This is a genomic window from Brevundimonas sp., from assembly GCF_036402095.1.
Taxonomy (GTDB): Bacteria; Pseudomonadota; Alphaproteobacteria; order Caulobacterales; family Caulobacteraceae; genus Brevundimonas.
The window spans coordinates 1-17,289 of record NZ_DASWTO010000174.1 but is presented as its reverse complement, the minus strand read 5'-3'; the positions used below and the strand labels follow the sequence as shown (position 1 = coordinate 17,289).

Below are 17,289 nucleotides of genomic sequence, written 5' to 3'. Positions count from 1 at the left end.
CCGTGCTTGGTCTTGGTGAAGACCAGGCAGCGGGTGAAGGTCGGGTCCGAGAACATCTCGGTCAGCAGGGCGCGCTTGCGGCCCTGTTCGATGTGGATCACCGACTGGTTGATGCGCTGCACGGTGGTCGCCTGCGGCGTCACCTGCACCTTGACCGGGTCCTTGAGCAGTTCGCCGGCCAGCTTGCCGATCTCGCCCGGCATGGTGGCCGAGAAGAACAGGTTCTGGCGCTTGGCCGGGATGCGGCTGACGATCTGCCGGATCGGCTTGACGAAGCCGAGGTCCAGCATCTGGTCGGCCTCGTCCAGCACGAAGATCTCGGTGCGGCTCAGGTCCAGCGTCTTCTGCTGCATATGGTCCAGCAGGCGGCCGGGCGTGGCCACCAGCACGTCGAGACCCTGTTGCAGGGCGCGCTCCTGCGGCCCGTACTTCACGCCGCCGAAGATCACGGCGACGCGGAAGCCGAGGTGTTTGCCGTAGGTCTTGAAGCTCTCGGCGATCTGGCTGGCCAGCTCGCGGGTCGGCGACAGGATGAGGACGCGCGAGGTGCGGGGCACCGGCGGGGTGCGGTTGGCCGCCAGGCGATGCAGGATCGGCAGGGCGAAGGCCGCGGTCTTGCCGGTGCCGGTCTGGGCGATGCCCAGCAGGTCCTTGCCGGCCATCACGTCGGGGATGGCCTGCTGCTGGATCGGGGTCGGCGTCGTATAGCCTTCCGAGGCCAGCGCCTGCAGGAGGGCCGGATTCAGGCCCATGGTGTCGAAGGTCTTGTTGCTCACTGGGAGTCGTTCTTTCGCATGCGGCGACGCGCATCGACCGGGCTGACAAGCCATGGGCCGCGCACCGCCAGTCCCGATGGGATGTCGGCGTGACATCGTCGGGGTGGATCGGGCGCCGCCCCGCGTGTCCGGGCAGCGAATGAATCTTGAGGAACCGGCCCCTGCTACAGTCAGGTCTCCGTTCGGAAGACCCACACGCGCTGGAGGCGCCGGTAATCGCAATTGTGCGACGCAGCGTAAGTGGCGGTTCAATGCGGCCAAGTCAAGGCGCGGAAGCAACAGACGCCCCGCCTTTCCTTCTCCCCTTGGGGGAGAAGGTGGCTCGCGGAGCGAGACGGATGAGGGGTGAGTCTGCTCTGGACCCCGCTGGCGGCCAGTTCGCTTCGACCATGCCCCTCATCCGAGCGGCTCCGCCGCCCACCTTCTCCCCCGGAGGGGAGAAGGAAGCCGAATTGCTGCGTTGCAAGTTCATGCGCAGGCATCATAATCCGAACCGCCAACGCCTTGTTTTCCCGACACATCGCCTCCGTGTCAGCGTCCTGAGCCCGCCGCAGGAAGAACCGCCCGTACACTCCTGCCCATCCCGTCGACGGGGAGGGCGTCGGATCCACGTTCCTCGATGACGGCGGGCTGTGGTCGAGCGATGAAGCCCGGGCGGAGGAGAGCCCGGGGGTCCTCGTCGGAGGTCGATGGATGGCCTCTGCTTGCTCGCCGCGCGCCTTCGGATGGAACCGCTACATGACTGAGCACGGTCAGCACGTTCCGCCTTCCGGCCTCTCCGCAAGGAGCGGTCCGGGACGCCGGTGAGGCCCGAGAAGGGCCGCCAGCTGGCGGGGCGAGTGGATAACGGCCACGCGGGGCGGCAGTCTCGTCGAAACGGTAACACTACAACAGCACCGGGCGAGGCCCGGCCGCCCCGCACCCTCCCCACACCGCCTGTTCCGCAGGCGGCGAACAGGGCTGCCTGCTGCACTGCAAAATTCCCGCTCGACTTCCCCGAGGTCATCACGGAATGTTACAGCCTCGCCCCACGGGAGACGCCCATGCTGATGACGCCGCGCGCCGGACTGCAGGTCGCTGATGACCTCGCCGCCTTCATCGAGACCGAGGTCCTGCCCGGCCTCGACCTCGACGCGGACGCCTTCTGGACCGCCGCCGCCGGGGTCTTCGCCCGCTTCGCGCCCGAGAACCGCCGCCTGCTCGCCGTCCGCGACGCGCTTCAGGCCCGCATCGACGCCTGGCACGCCGACCGCCGCGGCCACCCCCACGACCCCGTCGCCACGACCGCCTTCCTGCGCGACATCGGCTATCTGGCCCCCGAGCCCGCCCCCTTCGCCATCCGCACGCGCAACGTCGACGCCGAGGTCGCCACTCTCGCCGGTCCCCAGCTGGTCGTGCCCATCCTCAACGCCCGCTTCGTGCTCAACGCCGCCAACGCCCGTTGGGGCAGCCTCTACGACGCCCTCTACGGCACGGACGCGCTGGGCGACCTGCCCCGGGGCGGCGGCTACGACCCCGAGCGCGGCGCTCGCGTCGTCGCCCGCGCCAAGGCCTTCCTCGACGAGGCCGTGCCCCTGGCCGAGGGTTCCTGGGCCGACCTGACCGACCCCCGCAACGGCATCGCGCTCCGCGATCCCGGCCGGTCCGTCGGCCGCACCGACCGCACGCGCCTGTTCCGCCACCACGGCCTGCACATCGAGGTCGTCTTCGACCCAGAGCACCCGATCGGCCGTACCGACCCTGCCGGCATCTCCGACGTCGTGCTGGAAGCTGCCCTCTCCACCATCGTCGACCTCGAGGACTCGGTCGCCGCCGTCGACGCCGCGGACAAGGTCGCCGCCTACCGCAACTGGCTCGGCCTGATGAAGGGCGACCTGGTCGAAACCTTCGACAAGGGCGGCGAGCGCCTGATCCGCACCCTTGCGCCCGATCGCACGTTCACCGCCCCCGGCGACTCGACGATCAGCCTGCCGGGGCGCGCGCTGCTGTTCGTCCGCAATGTCGGCCACCTGATGACCACCCCGGCGATCCAGCTGCCGGACGGCTCGGAAGCGCCGGAGGGCGTCCTCGACGCCATCGTCACGTCGCTGATCGCGATGCACGACCTGAAAGGGCAGGGGGCGTTCCGCAACAGCCGGGCCGGTTCGGTCTATATCGTCAAACCCAAGATGCACGGCCCCGACGAGTGCGCCTTCACCGACGCCCTGTTCGACGCGGTCGAGGATCTGCTGGGCCTGCCGCGCCACACCCTCAAGGTCGGCGTCATGGATGAGGAGCGCCGCACCTCGGCCAACCTCGCGGCCTGCATCCACGCCGTGAAGAACCGCATCGTCTTCATCAACACCGGCTTCCTCGACCGCACCGGCGACGAGATCCACACGGCGATGCAGGCCGGCCCGGTGGTCCGCAAGGGCGACATCAAGTCGTCGGACTGGATCGCCGCCTATGAGGCCCGCAACGTGGCCATCGGCCTCACCTGCGGCCTCGACGGCAAGGCCCAGATCGGCAAGGGCATGTGGGCCGCCCCCGACCGCATGGCCGACATGCTGGACCAGAAGGCCGCCCATCCGAAGACCGGGGCCAACACCGCCTGGGTGCCCAGCCCCACCGCCGCCGTCCTCCACGCCCTCCACTACCACCAGACCGACGTCTTCGCCCTCAGGGCCGGCGTCGCCGCCCGGCCCGTTCCCGGCCTTGACGCCCTCCTCACCCCGCCGCTGGCCGCGGGTCGGAACTGGTCGGAAGCCGAGATCGCCGAGGAGCTCGACAACAACGCCCAGGGCCTGCTCGGCTATGTCGTGCGCTGGATCGACCAGGGCGTCGGCTGCTCCAAGGTGCCCGACATCCACGACGTCGGCCTGATGGAGGACCGCGCCACCCTGCGCATCTCCTCCCAGCACATGGCCAACTGGCTGCTCCACGGCGTCTGCACCCCCGACCAGGTCGACGCCGCCCTCCGGCGCATGGCCGCCAGGGTCGACTCCCAGAACGCCGGCGACCCCCTCTACCGCCCGATGGCCCCCGACCCGTCGAACAGCCTCGCCTTCCAGGCCGCCCGCTCCCTCGTCTTCGAGGGAGCCGCCCAGCCGAACGGCTACACGGAGCCTCTGCTCCACCGCTTCCGGGCGCGCGCGAAACGGGCCTGAAACCCGCCCCGCCTTGACTTGGCCGCATTGAGCGCCCACTTGTGCTGCATCGCACAATCGCGATGTCCGGCGCCTCCAGCGCGTGTGGGGCTTCAGAGTTGAAGCCCTGACTGTAGCAGGGGCCGGCCCCTCAAGATTTCATTCGCTGCCCGGACACGCGGGGCGGCGCCCGATCCACCCCGACGGCCTCCTGCTGAGGCTCACCCGGGACTGGCGGTGCGCGGCCTTATCGGCGTTGAGCCATGGCTGTTGCGCGCCGCCGCACGCGAAAGAAACCGCTCCGTGAGCAACAAGACCTTTGAATCCATGAACCTCAACCCGGCCCTGCTGCAGGCGCTGGCGTCCGAGGGCTACACCACCCCCACCCCGATCCAGACCCAGGCCATTCCTGACGTCATGGCCGGCAAGGACCTGCTGGGCATCGCCCAGACCGGCACCGGCAAGACCGCGGCCTTCGCCCTGCCGATCCTGCACCGCCTGGCCGCCAACCGGACCCCGCCGGTGCCCCGCACCACGCGCGTGCTGATCCTGTCGCCGACGCGCGAACTGGCCAGCCAGATCGGCGAAAGCTTCAAGACCTACGGCAAACACCTCGGCTTCCGCGTCGCCGTGATCTTCGGCGGCGTGAAATACGGACCGCAGGAGCGCGCCCTGCAGCAGGGCCTCGACGTCCTCGTGGCCGCGCCCGGCCGCCTGCTAGACCACCTGCAGCAGAAGACCCTTGACCTCAGCCGCACCGAGATCTTCGTCCTCGACGAGGCCGACCAGATGCTGGACCTCGGCTTTATCAAGCCGATCCGCCAGATCGTCAGCCGCATCCCGGCCAAGCGCCAGAACCTGTTCTTCTCGGCCACCATGCCGACCGAGATCGGCAAGCTGGCCGGCGAACTGCTCAAGGATCCGGTCAAGGTCCAGGTGACGCCGCAGGCGACCACCGTGCAGCGCATCAACCAGTCGGTGATCCACATCGAACAGGGCCGCAAGCGCGCCCTGCTGACCGAGATGTTCAGCGACCCGACCTTCACCCGCTGCCTGGTCTTCACCAAGACCAAGCACGGCGCCGACAAGGTCGCGGCCTATCTTGAAGCCGGCGGCGTCGAGGCCGGCGCCATCCACGGCAACAAGAGCCAGCCGCAGCGCGAGCGCACGCTGGAGGCCTTCAAGAAGGGCAAACTGCGGGTGCTGGTGGCGACCGACATCGCCGCCCGCGGCATCGACGTCGACGGCGTCTCGCACGTCGTCAATTTCGAACTGCCCTTCGTGCCGGAAGCCTACGTCCACCGCATCGGCCGCACGGCCCGCGCCGGCGCCGACGGCACGGCGATCAGCTTCGTGGCCGGCGACGAGATGAAGCTGCTGCGCGACATCGAAAAGGTCACGCGCCAGAAGATCCCGGCCATCGACCGCCGCAACGACAAGCAACTGGCCCAGCTCGACGCCTCGATCATGGCCTCGGGCGTCGGCAAGAAGGCCACCCTGCCGGAGCGCGAGGGCGGCGACCGCAACGAAGGCGGCCGCGGCCGCCGCAACCCGCGCCGCGACGGCGTCAAGCTGGAGGGCGGCGGGCAGCCGCACCGCGTCCGCAAAGGCGGGGCTCGCGACGCCCGCCCGACGCCGGAACGCGCCTTCGACCCGCTGGCCCGCGAACGGCCGCGCCAGGTCAACAACGATCCGCGCGGAGCCGAGGCCAAGCCGGTCGGGGAACTGAAACGCCGCCCGCGCCGCCGCCGCCCGTCCAACGGCGGCAAAGGGTATGTGGCGAAGGGGTGATCCTTCAGCTGGCGGCCCGCCTCCAGGGCGGCCAGCCGCTCCACCGTCACGGCCAATGACGCCAACGCCTCGACCGGTGGCGGCGCCAGCGGCCGGGGCGGCGGATAATCACCCAGCCCGAGCTGACCTGCCGCCGCGCTCATCACCCGCACGCCGCCGTGGGCGTAGAGCAAGGCCCATAGCGGCTGCAGATCGGCGCTGATCGCGTCGATCCGAAGCTGATCGCCCGCCCGCGCCGCCCGCGCGAGCGCCAGGGCGAGGCGCGGGAACAGTCCCGCCGTCACGCTGTACCATGCCGCTCCGCCGGCCCGGAGGGCCTGCGCCGCCGTTGCGTCCCCACTGAAGCCGAGGCGCAGGTCCGCCCCGCTCAGCCTGGCCAGCAGGCCGGCGAAATCGCCATCCGCCGGGGCGGGCGCCTTGGCCCCCTGCACCGTCGACACGGCGGCGAGGCGGCCTATGAGCTCCGGGCTGAAGGCGAAGCGGGTGGCGACCGGATTGTCATAGAGGCACAGCGGCAGATCGCTCGCCCCGGCGACCGCCCGGACATGGGCCTCGCCCTCGGCCTCCGTCAGGGGGGTGTAGGACACCATGGCCAGAAGCCCCGCCGCCGCTCCGGCCTCCCGCGCGTCGCGCGCGAGAGCGCAGGCCGCGCCCGTCGTCAGGGCCCCGATCCCGGCCAGCACCGCCGTCTCGCCCGCCGCCTCGACCGCCGCTTCGATGGCGCGGCGACGCTGCGCGCGATCCAGATAGGGATAGGCGCCCGTGCTGCCGAGGACGCAGACGGACTCCACGCCCGCCTCGGCCACCCGCGCGATCCGCCTTTGCAGCGCATCGACGTCTACGGTCCCCTCGGCATTGATCGGGGTGGGAGGAAAGGCGGACACGCCTTCGAACAGCGCCATGGCGAACTCCGTTTCGCGATCGCCACCGCATAGCGCCGGAAGAGCAAGCTCGCTGACAAACCCGGTTACGCCGCGTTTCAGCCAGCAAAACGCCCGCCGAAACGATCCGGCGGGCGTTTCAATGTCTCGATAGTCGCCTCTGTCAGGCGGCGGCGGTGACCGGTGCGCTCGACTCCGACGGGTCGCGCAGCACATAGCCGCGGCCCCAGACGGTCTCGATGTAGTGTTTGCCGCCGGCGGCCGTGGCCAGCTTCTTGCGCAGCTTGCAGATGAAGACGTCGATGATCTTGAGCTCGGGCTCGTCCATGCCGCCGTACAGGTGGTTGAGGAACATCTCCTTGGTCAGGGTCGTGCCCTTGCGCAGGGAGAGCAGCTCCAGCATCTGGTATTCCTTGCCCGTCAGGTGGACGCGGTGGCCGTTCACCTCGACCGTCTTGCCGTCCAGGTTCACGGCGATCTCGCCGGTGTGGATGATGGCCTGGGCGTGCCCCTTGGAGCGGCGGACCACGGCGTGGGTGCGCGCGATCAGCTCATCCTTGTGGAAGGGCTTGGTCATGTAGTCGTCGGCGCCGCCGCCGAAGGTCTTGACCTTGGTCTCGATCTCCGAGGTGCCGGACAGGATCATCACCGGAGTATTGACCTTGCCGACGCGCAGCTGGCGCAGGACCTCAAGGCCGTTCATGTCAGGCAGGTTCAGGTCAAGCAGGATCAGGTCGTAGTCATAGATCTTGCCCAGATCGATGCCTTCTTCACCCAGGTCGGTCGTGTAGACATTGAAGCCTTCCGACTTCAGCATCAGCTCGATGCTTTGCGCCGTCGCGTGATCGTCTTCGATAAGCAGGACGCGCATTGATGCCCCTCCAAGGCAGAGCTTGACCGTAAATGTAACTGCCCCGTTTCGGGGTAACCTTGTTCGAACGTTAACCGGGGAAAAACTTAAGAAGGGTTAACGCCTGTCCCAAAACGAATCGTAGGCTGATTTGCGAATCGGCGTCGAGAGTCGCGAGTCAACGCTCCGGTATTTTTTAACGAATTCCCGCCGGGCGCGCGGGATGCGTCCGATTTCGACGGGTCGTAGACATATATTCCTATCCGCGCACGCCGGCCCAACCGGCGCCCGCGACGGACAGGAGAGATCAAGGTGGACCAAGCGTATCATGTGCCGGTGCGGCAGGAGGATCGGATCAAGGCGGGACTGGCCCTGCAGCTGGTCGCCGCCTCCACGGGCGTGCCCAAGGAGGTGATGGAGACCCGGACGCGGCTGGAATACAGGGCCTGCCGGGCGCGGTGGCTGGCCATGTATCTGGCCTACGTCACCTTCGGCTGGCCGATGGACCGGGTCGGTCACGCCTTCGGGCTGAACCGGGCCACGGCGGCGGCGGCCTGCCGCTGGGCCGAAGACGGGCGGGACCGTCCCGTGATCGACGACCTGCTGGACCGGCTTGAGCGCTGCGTCAGGGACGTGCTGGAAGCGCCGGCGTGCGAGTTGCCGGCATGAGCGGCGAGGATACGCGGGCGCGGCGGCTGCTGATGCGGCCAGGCGGCTGGATAGAGTCGAGGGCCGACGGCGGCTACGCCATCCGGGTGGGCGCGGACCGGCGTTCACGGGTGCTGATGACCCTCGACGAGGCGGGTTTCCGGCGACTGATCGACGATCCGGGGCTCAAGGCCCGGCCTGGCGGGGGCTGGATCGGGCGGCGGTCGGTTGCGCCGCCCGATAGGGCACCGGAGCCGGGCCGGCCGGGCTTCGTAGAGGGCGTTCGGACGGTGATGGACGGCGACGGACGAATGCGGTCGCACCGCGCCAACCTCGCCCCCTCGCCCGTCGCCTGGCTGTCGGGCCGGCGGGACGCGGCCGGCCGGCCGTGCATTGACCGCGCCGAACGGGCCGCCGCCGAAAGGCTATGCGACGACGCCGAGATCGCCTTGGCCGGCCCGTCCCTGACCATGCGCTGGGACGCCCTGCCCCGCTCCGGCGGCGGCTCGGCGGTGAGGGCCGAGCCGGGCGACCGGGCCCTGGCCGCGGGACGGCGGGTCGAGGCTGCGCTGGCGGCCTGCGGGCCCGCGCGGCGGATGGTCGAGCAGGTCTGCCTCCAGGCCACATCCATGCAGGCGGCCGAACAGGGGCTGGGCCTGCGCCGGCGCACGGGCAAGGCGGTGCTGAAAGCCGGCCTGCGCGCCCTGGCGGCGCACTATCGCATCGGCTGAGCGACGGATCGCGCCCGAACCGACGTTACAGGGACGTAACTTTCTCGGCCTGGGGTTCGGCCCTAGGGTCGGGGTCAGGCCGCGTCTCCACCCGGGGGCGCGGCTCCGTCGTGGGAAGAGCCGTGAACCGGCCGCCCGGGGAATGGGGTTGTCGGTGGTGAAGTCTGTTGCGGCGGCCGTCCTGGCCGCGGTCCTGATAGTTGGGTCGGCGCCGGCGCCGGCGCGCGCGCAGGACATTTTCGCAGGCTTTGTCGTGGCGCGGGTCTGCCTGCCCTACGCCAGCCGGGCCAAGACCTTCGAGGCCGCGATCCGCGCCGCCCGGGACATGGAATTCCGCCGCCCCGTCGGGAACAGTGCGCCCCTGGACGAATGGGTCACGGCGGTCGAGCTGGTGTCGAAGGACGGCCGCTGGCGCCTGCGCATCGAGGAAGGCACCGTCACCGAGGACGGACGGGACGTCTATTCGGTCACCTGCGGGGTCTCGTCGACCCAGGCCAGCGCCCGCGAACTCGGTGAGGTCGCACGGCTGGTGGTGCGGGGCAATCCGATGTGGTCCCAGGACCCCGCCGCGCCGTGGCGCTGGCACCGCCGCACGCCGCATCCCGACGAATACGCTATCCGCATCGATGTCACCGAAGCACCGGGACAGCGGGCGGTGCTGGCCGCGCGGGGCTCCTACTACTGAGCCCCGCCCGCGTCAGGCGGCGCCCCGCGCCTCCTCGCGGATGCGGCCGACCATGGCGTTCAATCCGTTGGCGCGTTGGCGCGTGAGGGCCGACGGCAGGCCGAGCCGGTCCAGCGCGGCGCGCGCGTCGAACGCGAGGATTTCGGCCGGGGTACGACCGGAATAGAGACGAAGCAGCAGGGCGATATTGCCTTTCGACAGGGCGCTGTCGCTGTCGGCCAGGAAGTGCAAGCGCGTCCCGTCGTGTCGGGCCGCCAGCCAGACCTGGGCGGCGCAGCCGGGCACCTTGTTGGCATCGATGCGATCCGCCTCGGCCAGGGGCTCCAGTTCCTTTCCGAGCTCGATGACGTATTCGATCCTGCCTTCCCAGTCGCCCAGCAGGTCGAACTCCTCCACCAGTTCGGCGAGGGTGGCGTCGATCGAACGGTCGGGGGCGGCGGTGCTCATCGGGGCCAGATAGGCCGCCGCGGCGTTAACGACAACCGCCGCGTCGCTCCCCAGAAATCCGTCGTTCGAAGGCCTCAAGCGCTCCCCTCTGACGGGTGTCCGCTTTGGACGACTCGCCCACACCGCTAGGCTCTCCGGCCGGGCGTCCCATGTCCGGCCGTCCTCCAGCCCCGGTCCGCCCTGCCCTTGCCCCCCTCCGCCGACATCACCGCCACGGAGACGCCGACCGGCCGCAGGCCCGGCGGCGATCGCCCGTCGCTGGCCGCGTGGCACGCTGGCTGGGCCGTGGCCGCCGCGCTGCTCGCCCTCGGCGGCCGATGGCTGGGCGGGATCGAGGGGCCGGTGTTCTACGGCGTCCTGGCCATGGTCGTCCCGGGCGTGACGGGCCTGGCGCTGCTTCAGCGGGACGGCGCGCGAGAACGAATGACCCTGCTCGGATTGTGGGGCCTCGCGGCGCTTACGGCGGCGTGCCTGTCGGGCGGATTGACGGGTCCGCTGGCCGGCTTTGTCTTCCTGCCGCTCACCGCAGGCCTGGCCTTGGGCGGGGTGCGGCTGGTGCAGGCCGGCGCCCTGGGCGTCGGAGTCGCGGCGATGGCCGGGTTGCTGTCGGCGTGGCTGGCCGGCCCGGGTCCGCATCTGCCCGCGCTGGCCGCGATCTCCGCCCTGCTCACGGCCGGGGCGGCCGCGCTGGCGGTGCGGCTGTCGTGGCGTCAGAACGAACGCCGCATGATCTCGGCGGAGACCGAGGCCGGCAAGGTCGAGCGCCTGCTGGCCGCCCAGCCGGGGCTGACCCTGGTGCTGGAGCGTTCCGGGCGTGTGCTGGCGGCCTATGGCGCGCCGCCGGCGGCGCTGCCCGTCGATCCGCGGTTCGAACAGGGACTGGGGGCGGCGGGGCACGCCCCCGATCGCCCGCGGCTGCTGGCGGCCATCGACCGCGCCCTGCAAGGCTACGACGCGGTGACGACCTTCGCGCCGCGCACCGCTCTGGATCGCCGGGTGCAACTGCTCCTGCGGCGGTTCGACGGTCCGGAACACGAGGCGCCGCGCCTGATCGCCCAGGCGTTTGACGGCACCGGCCAGTACGCCCGCGAACTGGCGCTGGAGACGGCGCGGATCGAGGCCGAGGCCCGCGAAGCCGGCAAGAGCCGCTTCCTGGCCAATATGAGCCACGAACTGCGTACGCCGCTGAACGCGGTGCTCGGCTTCTCCGATATCATGCGGCAGCGGCTGTTCGGGCCGATGCCGGAGCGCTACGCCGCCTATGTCGACAACATCCATGAGGCCGGCGGCCACCTTCTTGAGCTGATCAACGACGTGCTGGACGTGTCGAAGATCGAGGCCGAGCGCTACGTGCTGACGCTGGAGCGGTTCGACGCTCGCGAACTGGTCTCGGCGGCGATCGCCCTGGTCAGGGTTACAGCGGAAGAGAAGGGTGTGGTCCTCAGCGGCATGCTGCCGCCCGAGCCGGTCGACGTCTCCGCAGACAAGCGGGCGGTCAAGCAGATCGCCCTGAACCTCCTGTCGAACGCGGTGAAATTCACGCCGCCGGGCGGGACCGTGACCATCACCGTCGAGGGGGTCGGCCCCTATCTCGAACTGGTGGTCTCCGACACCGGCGTGGGCATCGCGCCGGAGGACGTGCGCCGTCTGGGCCGCCCCTTCGAACAGGCCGGGGAGATCGAGCAGCGCCGCCAGGGCACGGGCCTGGGCTTGTCGCTGGTGCGCGCCTTCGCCGAACTGCACGGCGGGCGGATGAGCATCGACAGCACCCTTGGCGAAGGCACGGCGGTGACCGTGCGTCTGCCCGTGGCCCAGGTCGCGCGCCCTCCCGCCCCCGAGGGCGGCGCTGAGATCATCCCCCTCCCGGTCGCGGGCGGGAAGTAGGGCTCCCCTATCGCCCCTTCCGTCGCTGCATGACGAAGCCGATGACCCTGGCGGCGGCTTCGAAATGTTCGCGGGGGATGGTCTCGTCGATGTCGACGGCGGCATAGAGAGCGCGGGCCAGCGGCACGTTCTCGACGATCGGCACCGAGTGCTCGCGGGCCACCTCGCGGATGCGCAGCGCGAGAGCGTCGACCCCCTTGGCCACGCAGACCGGGGCGGCGTCGCCGGTTTCGTAGCGCAGGGCCACGGAGTAGTGCGTCGGGTTGGTGACGATGACTGTCGCCTTCGGCACGTTCTGCATCATCCGCTGGCGGCTGCGCTGGGCGCGGATCTGCTTCAGCTTGGCCTTCACGTGAGGGTCGCCTTCGGTCTGCTTGTAGTCCTCCTTCAACTCTTCCTTGGACATCTTCATGCGCTCGGCGAAACGGAAGCGCTGCCAGATGTAATCGGCCCCGGCGGTGAAGCCGAGGAAGACCAGGGCCGAAACCATCAGGGCGATGGCGAGGTCCCGGGCGAACGGCAGGATCATCGCCGGCGGCATGGTGGCGAGGTTCTCCAGCTCGCGCACATGCGGTTTGAGCACCAGCCAGCAGATCACGCCGACGGCGACCAGCTTGAGGAAGGTCTTGACGAACTGGACCAGGCCATCGGGACCGAAGATGCGCTTGAACCCCGCCAGCGGGTTCACCTTGGACCAGTCGGGCTTCAGCTTCTCGCCAGTGAAGATCAGGCCGGACTGGGCGATGTTGCCGCCCGCACCGCCGAGGATGGTGGCGAGCATCACCGCGCCGAGGAATGGCGCGATGGCCCACAGCGCCTGGGCGCCGATCTCGATGCCGGCTCCCGCTTCCAGGCCGCCCATCATGGCGTGGGGTTCGGCGATGAAGGGCAGCAGCTGACTGGCGATCGAACTGGCGAACCAGCCGCCGGACATCAGGATGACGGTCGCCGCGCCCATCAGCGACAGGGCTGAGGCGACGTCGGGCGACTTGGCGACGTCGCCCTTCTTGCGCGCGTCCGCGAGTTTTCGCGGTGTCGCTTCTTCTGTCTTCGACTCGGGATCGGGCGCGTCAGCCACCGGCGCCCCCCGTGAAGACATTGGCCAGGGCGCGGTAGCGGTCGATAAAGACCGTCCCCATCACGCCGAGGCTGAGAGCGAAGATCGACAGGCCCAGGATGATGCTGAGCGGAGCGGCGGCGAAATAGACCTGGAAGGCAGGCATGACGCGGCCGACGAGGCCGGACGCCAGATTGAAGATAATGGCGAAGACCAGCACAGGCGCCGACAGCTGGATGCCCAGCATGAAGGCGTCGCCGAGGGTTCGGATGGCGAGGCTGGCGAAGTCTCCGGTGACCAGGGGCCTCGCCGGGGCGATCAGCTCATAGGAACCGACGAGACCGGCGATGAACAGGTGATGGGTGTTGGTGGCGAAGATAAGGGTCGTCCCCAACAGCATCAGGAAGGCCGAGATGGTGCTGCCGGGCGACGCTTGCATCGGGTTGGCCGTCTGGGCGAAGGCCAGGGTGGTTTGCAGGGCGACCACCTCCCCCGCCGTGGCCAGCACGGTCAGGAAGCTGCGCAGCAACGCGCCGATGGCGAGGCCGACGATGACTTCGCGGATGATCCAGCCGGCCATGCCGCCCAGCGTCGCCGGCAGACCGGGCAGGCTGCCCGAAACCACCGGCCACAAGGCGAGCGAGACAACCAGCGCCAGCGACAGGCGGATGCGCGGCGGCACATAGCTTTCACCCACGCCGGGCAGCATCAGCAGCACCGCGCCGATGCGGGCGAAGATCATGGCCCCCTGCCAGACCTGGTCGGCTGTGGCGTAGGGTTCCACCCGTCAGGTCACATGCCGGCGATGCGCGCGGCGATGGTCCGCATGAAGCCGCCCAGCAAGGCGCCCATCAGCGGCAGAAACAGCAGCAGGGAAACGAAGATGGCGATAATCTTCGGCGCATAGATCAGGGTCTGCTCCTGAATCTGGGTCAGGGCCTGGAACAGGCCGATGACCACGCCCACGACCAGGCCGACGACCAGAACCGGCAGGCACAGCTGGATGGTCAGCCACAGGGCGTCGCGGCCCACATCCAGAACTTCCGCGCCGTTCATGCCACGCCCCGAGACTACGCCTGGCCCTCCGGGCCGCACTGGGCAGAAAATGCCGGGAGTGTGGTTAACGAGGCGTTAGCGAGACGGCGCTGGATCAATTCCCCGCGCCCGGCGTAAAGCGGGGCATGACCGACCAGACCGTCTCCCAGGCCGAAGCCGAAGCCGCCGTCCGCACCCTGATCCGCTGGGCCGGCGACGACCCCGACCGCGAGGGCGTGCTGGACACGCCGGCGCGCGTGGCGCGCAGCTATCGCGAGCTGTTCGCCGGCTACGAGGTCGATCCGCGCGCGTATCTCGAGCGGACCTTCGAGGAGGTCGGCGGCTACGACGAGCTGGTGGTGCTGAAGGACATCCGCTTCGTCAGCTTCTGCGAGCACCATATGCTGCCGGTCGTCGGGCGGGCGCACGTCGGCTACCTGCCGACCAACCGCGTGGTCGGCATCTCCAAGCTGGCGCGGGTGGTGCACGGCTTCGCCCGCCGCCTGCAGATCCAGGAGAAGATGACCTCGGAAATCGCCCGGGCCATCCAGGAGGTGCTGCGGCCGCAGGGCGTCGGCGTGGTCGTGGAGGCCGAGCACAGCTGCATGACCCTGCGCGGCGTGAACACCGCCGGATCGAGCCTGACCACAAGCCATCTGAGCGGCGTGATCCGTGACGACGCCCGGACGCGGGAAGAGTTCTTGCGGCTGGTGCGGGGTTAGGCCGGCCGGCGGCTCTTGCCGATGATCGCGACGATGATGATCAGGAAGGCCAGCAGCCGCAGCAGATAGAAGGGGCTCTGTTCCTCCCGCGGCACCTCAAGCAGGGACGTGAGCAGCGGCGTTGCGGCCATCAGCAGGAAGGCGGCGGCGAAGGCGAGAAACAGGCTGTCGGCGGTCCGGCGCCAGAACTTCAGGAAGAAGACCGCCGCCAGGGCATAGCCCATGATGATGGCGCCGTTGGCCAGAAGCGACAGGTTCACCGGTCAACCTCCCAGATGAAGCCGTAGAGCAGCACACCGACGGCCGCCAGTGAGGTCAGTTGGCGCAGCGCCGACAGATCCACGTCGTGCAGCACCACCATGTCCAGAACGACCAGCAGATTGTTGATGGCCAGCAGGGTGAAACAGGCGGCGCTCCACAGCAGGAGCGGTTGTCGCGACCGGCCCCACGATCGAACGAGCAGGGCCGCGCATACGGCGCTGGTCAGCAAACACAGACCATACACGGCCCCTGGTCCCCACCCCGTCACGACTTCCACCCCCCGAAGCGGAACGAGTCCGCGAAGCCCTTCAGCGCATCCGACCGGCGCCGCGTAATGGTGTTCACGACGGCCACAGGCCGCTCACGGTAGGCGGCTTCGAGCTCGTCGCAAAGCGCCGCGAGCGTCGGCGACGCCGGCGCATACCGCACGCCGCCCTCCTCGCCCAGAATCAACCCCGCCCGCTGAAGAACCAAAAGGCAGTCGTTGACCAGCGGGCCGCTGGCGCGCAGCTCCGCCACCAGCCGATCGGCGGCCCAGCTCGAATCGGGGCTGCGGCGAAGCAGGAGGAGGGTCTCCAGCGCCCACACCGAAGGCACGGCGCTTTCGATGAAGGCCGAGAGGTCTGGGCTCAAGGGTTCCGGCGGCGGCGTATTCACGCTTCCGGCGCTCGGTCTGACCGGGACGACATGGCGCCGGACCCTAGCGTCCGGACCGCAAATGGCAACGCAAGAGATTCGCCAGCCGATCGGGAACCAAGCGGAGCCTTTGATGTTTTTCGCAATTGGTTCGGGGGAAGCAGCGCCATGCGGTGACGAGAGCCAGGGAGACGGTCGACGCCGGTCGAACCGTCCAGCTCGCGTGATCACAGGGGTTGTACACCTCCGGCTGAAGGGTTTCGTCCCGCTCCGAAGGTGAAGAATGTCGATTGCCGCCCTGGCTCCTGAACCCGCTCTCGATTCCCGCCAATTGCTCGCCGCCTTCAGGGCGTTCAGGCGTGGGGACTTCTCGGTCCGGCTGCCGGGCGACCTCACCGGTATCGACGGCGAACTGGCCGAGGCCTTCAATGACGTCGTCGAACTGAACGACCGCATGAGCCGGGAATTCAGCCGGCTGGGCGAGGCGGTCGGCCGCCAGGGCAAGATCAACAACCGCGCGCGGGTGCCAGCGGCGACCGGCGCCTGGGCCGCCAGCGTCGAGGCCGTCAACACCCTGATCGCGGACATGGTGCACCCGACCGCCGAAATGGCGCGGGTGATCGGCGCCGTCGCCAAGGGCGACCTGTCGCAGACCATGGACCTCGAGAACGAGGAGCGCCCCTTGCGCGGCGAGTTCCTGCGCATCGGCCGGGTCGTGAACACCATGGTGGGCCAGCTGGGCTCGTTCGCGTCCGAAGTGACCCGCGTGGCCCGTGAGGTCGGCACCGAAGGCAAGCTGGGCGGCCAGGCCAACGTCAAGGGCGTCGCCGGGGCATGGAAGGACCTGACCGACAACGTGAACTTCATGGCCGCGAACCTGACCGGCCAGGTGCGGAATATCGCCGAGGTGACCACCGCCGTGGCCAACGGCGACCTCAGCCGCAAGATCACCGTCGACGTGAAGGGCGAGGTGCTTGAGCTGAAGAACACCATCAACACCATGGTGGACCAGCTGAACGCCTTCGCCTCGGAAGTGACCCGGATGGCGCGCGAGGTCGGCACCGAGGGCAAGCTGGGCGGCCAGGCCCAGGTGAAGGGGGTGACCGGCACCTGGAAGGACCTGACCGACAACGTGAACTTCATGGCCGCCAACCTGACCAGTCAGGTGCGGAACATCGCCGAAGTCACCACCGCCGTCGCCAAGGGCGACCTGTCGAAGAAGATCACCGTCGACGTGAAGGGTGAAATTCTCGAGCTGAAGATCACCATCAACACCATGGTGGACCAGCTCAACGCCTTCGCCTCGGAAGTGACGCGCGTGGCGCGTGAGGTCGGCACCGAGGGCAAGCTGGGCGGCCAGGCGCGGGTGGAAGGCGTCGGCGGCACCTGGAAGGACCTGACCGACAACGTGAACCTGATGGCCGACAACCTGACCGGTCAGGTCCGCAACATCGCCGAGGTGACCACCGCGGTGGCCAAGGGCGACCTGTCGAAGAAGATCACGGTGCAGGTTCGCGGCGAGGTGCTGGAGCTGAAGAACACCATCAACGTCATGGTGGACCAGCTGAACGCCGTCGCCTCCGAAGTGACGCGCGTGGCCAAGGAGGTCGGCACCGACGGCAAGCTGGGCGGCCAGGCGCAGGTGGAGGGCGTCACCGGAGCGTGGAAGGATCTGACCGACAATGTGAACCTGATGGCCGACAACCTCACCGGTCAGGTCCGCAACATCGCCGAGGTCACCACCGCCGTGGCCAACGGCG

Annotated in this window: 17 protein-coding genes and 1 pseudogene; 8 read left to right on the top strand and 10 right to left on the bottom strand. The window is 69.2% G+C overall.

Going from position 1 to position 17,289, the window contains the following annotated elements; genetic code table 11:
• Positions 1–752, bottom strand: a 752-nt coding sequence (locus VGD32_RS11780; protein ID WP_331032076.1) for a DEAD/DEAH box helicase, incomplete at its 3' end; no start/stop codon positions are given.
• 1,067 nt (positions 753–1,819) lie between these two features.
• Here VGD32_RS11780 and VGD32_RS11775 point away from each other — a divergent pair.
• Together VGD32_RS11775 and VGD32_RS11770 are read left to right on the top strand one after the other, a co-directional pair.
• Positions 1,820–3,922, top strand: a complete 2,103-nt coding sequence (locus VGD32_RS11775; RefSeq protein WP_414644417.1) for a malate synthase G — start codon at positions 1,820–1,822, stop codon at positions 3,920–3,922.
• 282 nt (positions 3,923–4,204) lie between these two features.
• The gene (locus VGD32_RS11770) at positions 4,205–5,692 is read left to right on the top strand and encodes a DEAD/DEAH box helicase (protein WP_414644416.1); all 1,488 of its coding nucleotides are present in this window, start codon (positions 4,205–4,207) and stop codon (positions 5,690–5,692) included.
• Positions 5,693–5,793: 101 nt separating this feature from the next.
• Here the strand turns inward: VGD32_RS11770 and VGD32_RS11765 are convergent.
• Together VGD32_RS11765 and ctrA are read right to left on the bottom strand one after the other, a co-directional pair.
• A pseudogene (locus VGD32_RS11765) lies at positions 5,794–6,594 on the bottom strand (dihydrodipicolinate synthase family protein); the annotation flags it as partial.
• A gap of 142 nt (positions 6,595–6,736) precedes the next feature.
• Positions 6,737–7,444: a response regulator transcription factor CtrA gene (gene ctrA / locus VGD32_RS11760; RefSeq protein WP_183254582.1), complete on the bottom strand. Its 708-nt coding sequence runs from the start codon at positions 7,442–7,444 to the stop codon at positions 6,737–6,739.
• Positions 7,445–7,735: 291 nt separating this feature from the next.
• Between ctrA and VGD32_RS11755 the strand changes: the two genes are divergently transcribed.
• From VGD32_RS11755 to VGD32_RS11745, 3 genes are all read left to right on the top strand, one after another.
• A complete protein-coding gene (locus VGD32_RS11755; protein ID WP_331032072.1) occupies positions 7,736–8,092 on the top strand; it encodes a chromosomal replication initiator DnaA in 357 nt (118 codons plus the stop codon).
• The gene (locus tag VGD32_RS11750) at positions 8,089–8,802 is read left to right on the top strand and encodes a DUF6456 domain-containing protein (protein ID WP_331032071.1); all 714 of its coding nucleotides are present in this window, start codon (positions 8,089–8,091) and stop codon (positions 8,800–8,802) included. Before VGD32_RS11755 ends, VGD32_RS11750 begins: the two co-directional genes overlap by 4 nt.
• A 253-nt stretch (positions 8,803–9,055) precedes the next feature.
• Entirely contained in the window at positions 9,056–9,487 is a 432-nt protein-coding gene (locus tag VGD32_RS11745; protein WP_331032070.1) for a hypothetical protein, read from the top strand.
• A 12-nt stretch (positions 9,488–9,499) separates the two neighbouring features.
• On the opposite strand, the gene VGD32_RS11740 is transcribed toward VGD32_RS11745, so the two are convergent.
• On the bottom strand, positions 9,500–9,934 hold the full coding sequence (locus tag VGD32_RS11740) for a SufE family protein (RefSeq protein ID WP_331032073.1): 435 nt from the start codon (positions 9,932–9,934) through the stop codon (positions 9,500–9,502).
• A gap of 186 nt (positions 9,935–10,120) precedes the next feature.
• On the opposite strand from VGD32_RS11740, the gene VGD32_RS11735 reads away from it, so the two are divergent.
• Positions 10,121–11,818, top strand: a complete 1,698-nt coding sequence (locus tag VGD32_RS11735; protein ID WP_331032069.1) for a HAMP domain-containing sensor histidine kinase — start codon at positions 10,121–10,123, stop codon at positions 11,816–11,818.
• A gap of 7 nt (positions 11,819–11,825) precedes the next feature.
• On the opposite strand, the gene flhB is transcribed toward VGD32_RS11735, so the two are convergent.
• Genes flhB through fliQ form a run of 3 tightly spaced genes read right to left on the bottom strand, consistent with a single transcriptional unit; the run spans position 11,826 to position 13,931 of the window.
• On the bottom strand, positions 11,826–12,896 hold the full coding sequence (flhB, locus tag VGD32_RS11730) for a flagellar biosynthesis protein FlhB (protein WP_331032068.1): 1,071 nt from the start codon (positions 12,894–12,896) through the stop codon (positions 11,826–11,828).
• Complete coding sequence (gene fliR / locus VGD32_RS11725; protein ID WP_331032067.1) at positions 12,889–13,659, bottom strand: flagellar biosynthetic protein FliR; 771 nt, start codon at positions 13,657–13,659, stop codon at positions 12,889–12,891. Before fliR ends, flhB begins: the two co-directional genes overlap by 8 nt.
• Positions 13,660–13,667: 8 nt before the next feature.
• Positions 13,668–13,931: a flagellar biosynthesis protein FliQ gene (gene fliQ, locus VGD32_RS11720; protein WP_331032066.1), complete on the bottom strand. Its 264-nt coding sequence runs from the start codon at positions 13,929–13,931 to the stop codon at positions 13,668–13,670.
• Between the two features lie 125 nt (positions 13,932–14,056).
• Between fliQ and folE the strand changes: the two genes are divergently transcribed.
• Positions 14,057–14,632 carry a GTP cyclohydrolase I FolE gene (gene folE / locus VGD32_RS11715; RefSeq protein WP_331032065.1) on the top strand — a complete coding sequence of 192 codons (576 nt, stop codon included), beginning with the start codon at positions 14,057–14,059 and terminating at the stop codon, positions 14,630–14,632.
• On the opposite strand, the gene VGD32_RS11710 is transcribed toward folE, so the two are convergent.
• The 3 genes from VGD32_RS11710 to VGD32_RS11700 are packed head-to-tail and all read right to left on the bottom strand — an operon-like array spanning position 14,629 to position 15,526.
• Positions 14,629–14,892: a DUF5985 family protein gene (locus tag VGD32_RS11710; protein ID WP_331032064.1), complete on the bottom strand. Its 264-nt coding sequence runs from the start codon at positions 14,890–14,892 to the stop codon at positions 14,629–14,631. The genes folE and VGD32_RS11710 overlap by 4 nt on opposite strands.
• Positions 14,889–15,137, bottom strand: a complete 249-nt coding sequence (locus tag VGD32_RS11705; protein WP_331032063.1) for a DUF5985 family protein — start codon at positions 15,135–15,137, stop codon at positions 14,889–14,891. The genes VGD32_RS11710 and VGD32_RS11705 overlap by 4 nt, the downstream gene beginning before the upstream one ends.
• A gap of 20 nt (positions 15,138–15,157) precedes the next feature.
• On the bottom strand, positions 15,158–15,526 hold the full coding sequence (locus VGD32_RS11700) for a hypothetical protein (RefSeq protein WP_331032062.1): 369 nt from the start codon (positions 15,524–15,526) through the stop codon (positions 15,158–15,160).
• A 286-nt stretch (positions 15,527–15,812) separates the two neighbouring features.
• On the opposite strand from VGD32_RS11700, the gene VGD32_RS11695 reads away from it, so the two are divergent.
• On the top strand, positions 15,813–17,289 hold a 1,477-nt coding region (locus tag VGD32_RS11695; protein WP_331032061.1), incomplete at its 3' end, for a HAMP domain-containing protein.

Excerpts from the sequence above, each read along its gene's own strand:
- VGD32_RS11750 (WP_331032071.1), top strand. The coding sequence starts at position 8,089 with ATGAGCGGCGAGGATACGCGGGCGCGGCGGCTGCTGATGCGGCCAGGC.
- ctrA (WP_183254582.1), bottom strand. The coding sequence starts at position 7,444 with ATGCGCGTCCTGCTTATCGAAGACGATCACGCGACGGCGCAAAGCATC.
- VGD32_RS11740 (WP_331032073.1), bottom strand. The coding sequence starts at position 9,934 with ATGAGCACCGCCGCCCCCGACCGTTCGATCGACGCCACCCTCGCCGAA.
- fliQ (WP_331032066.1), bottom strand. The coding sequence starts at position 13,931 with ATGAACGGCGCGGAAGTTCTGGATGTGGGCCGCGACGCCCTGTGGCTG.
- VGD32_RS11775 (WP_414644417.1), top strand. The coding sequence starts at position 1,820 with ATGCTGATGACGCCGCGCGCCGGACTGCAGGTCGCTGATGACCTCGCC.
- folE (WP_331032065.1), top strand. The coding sequence starts at position 14,057 with ATGACCGACCAGACCGTCTCCCAGGCCGAAGCCGAAGCCGCCGTCCGC.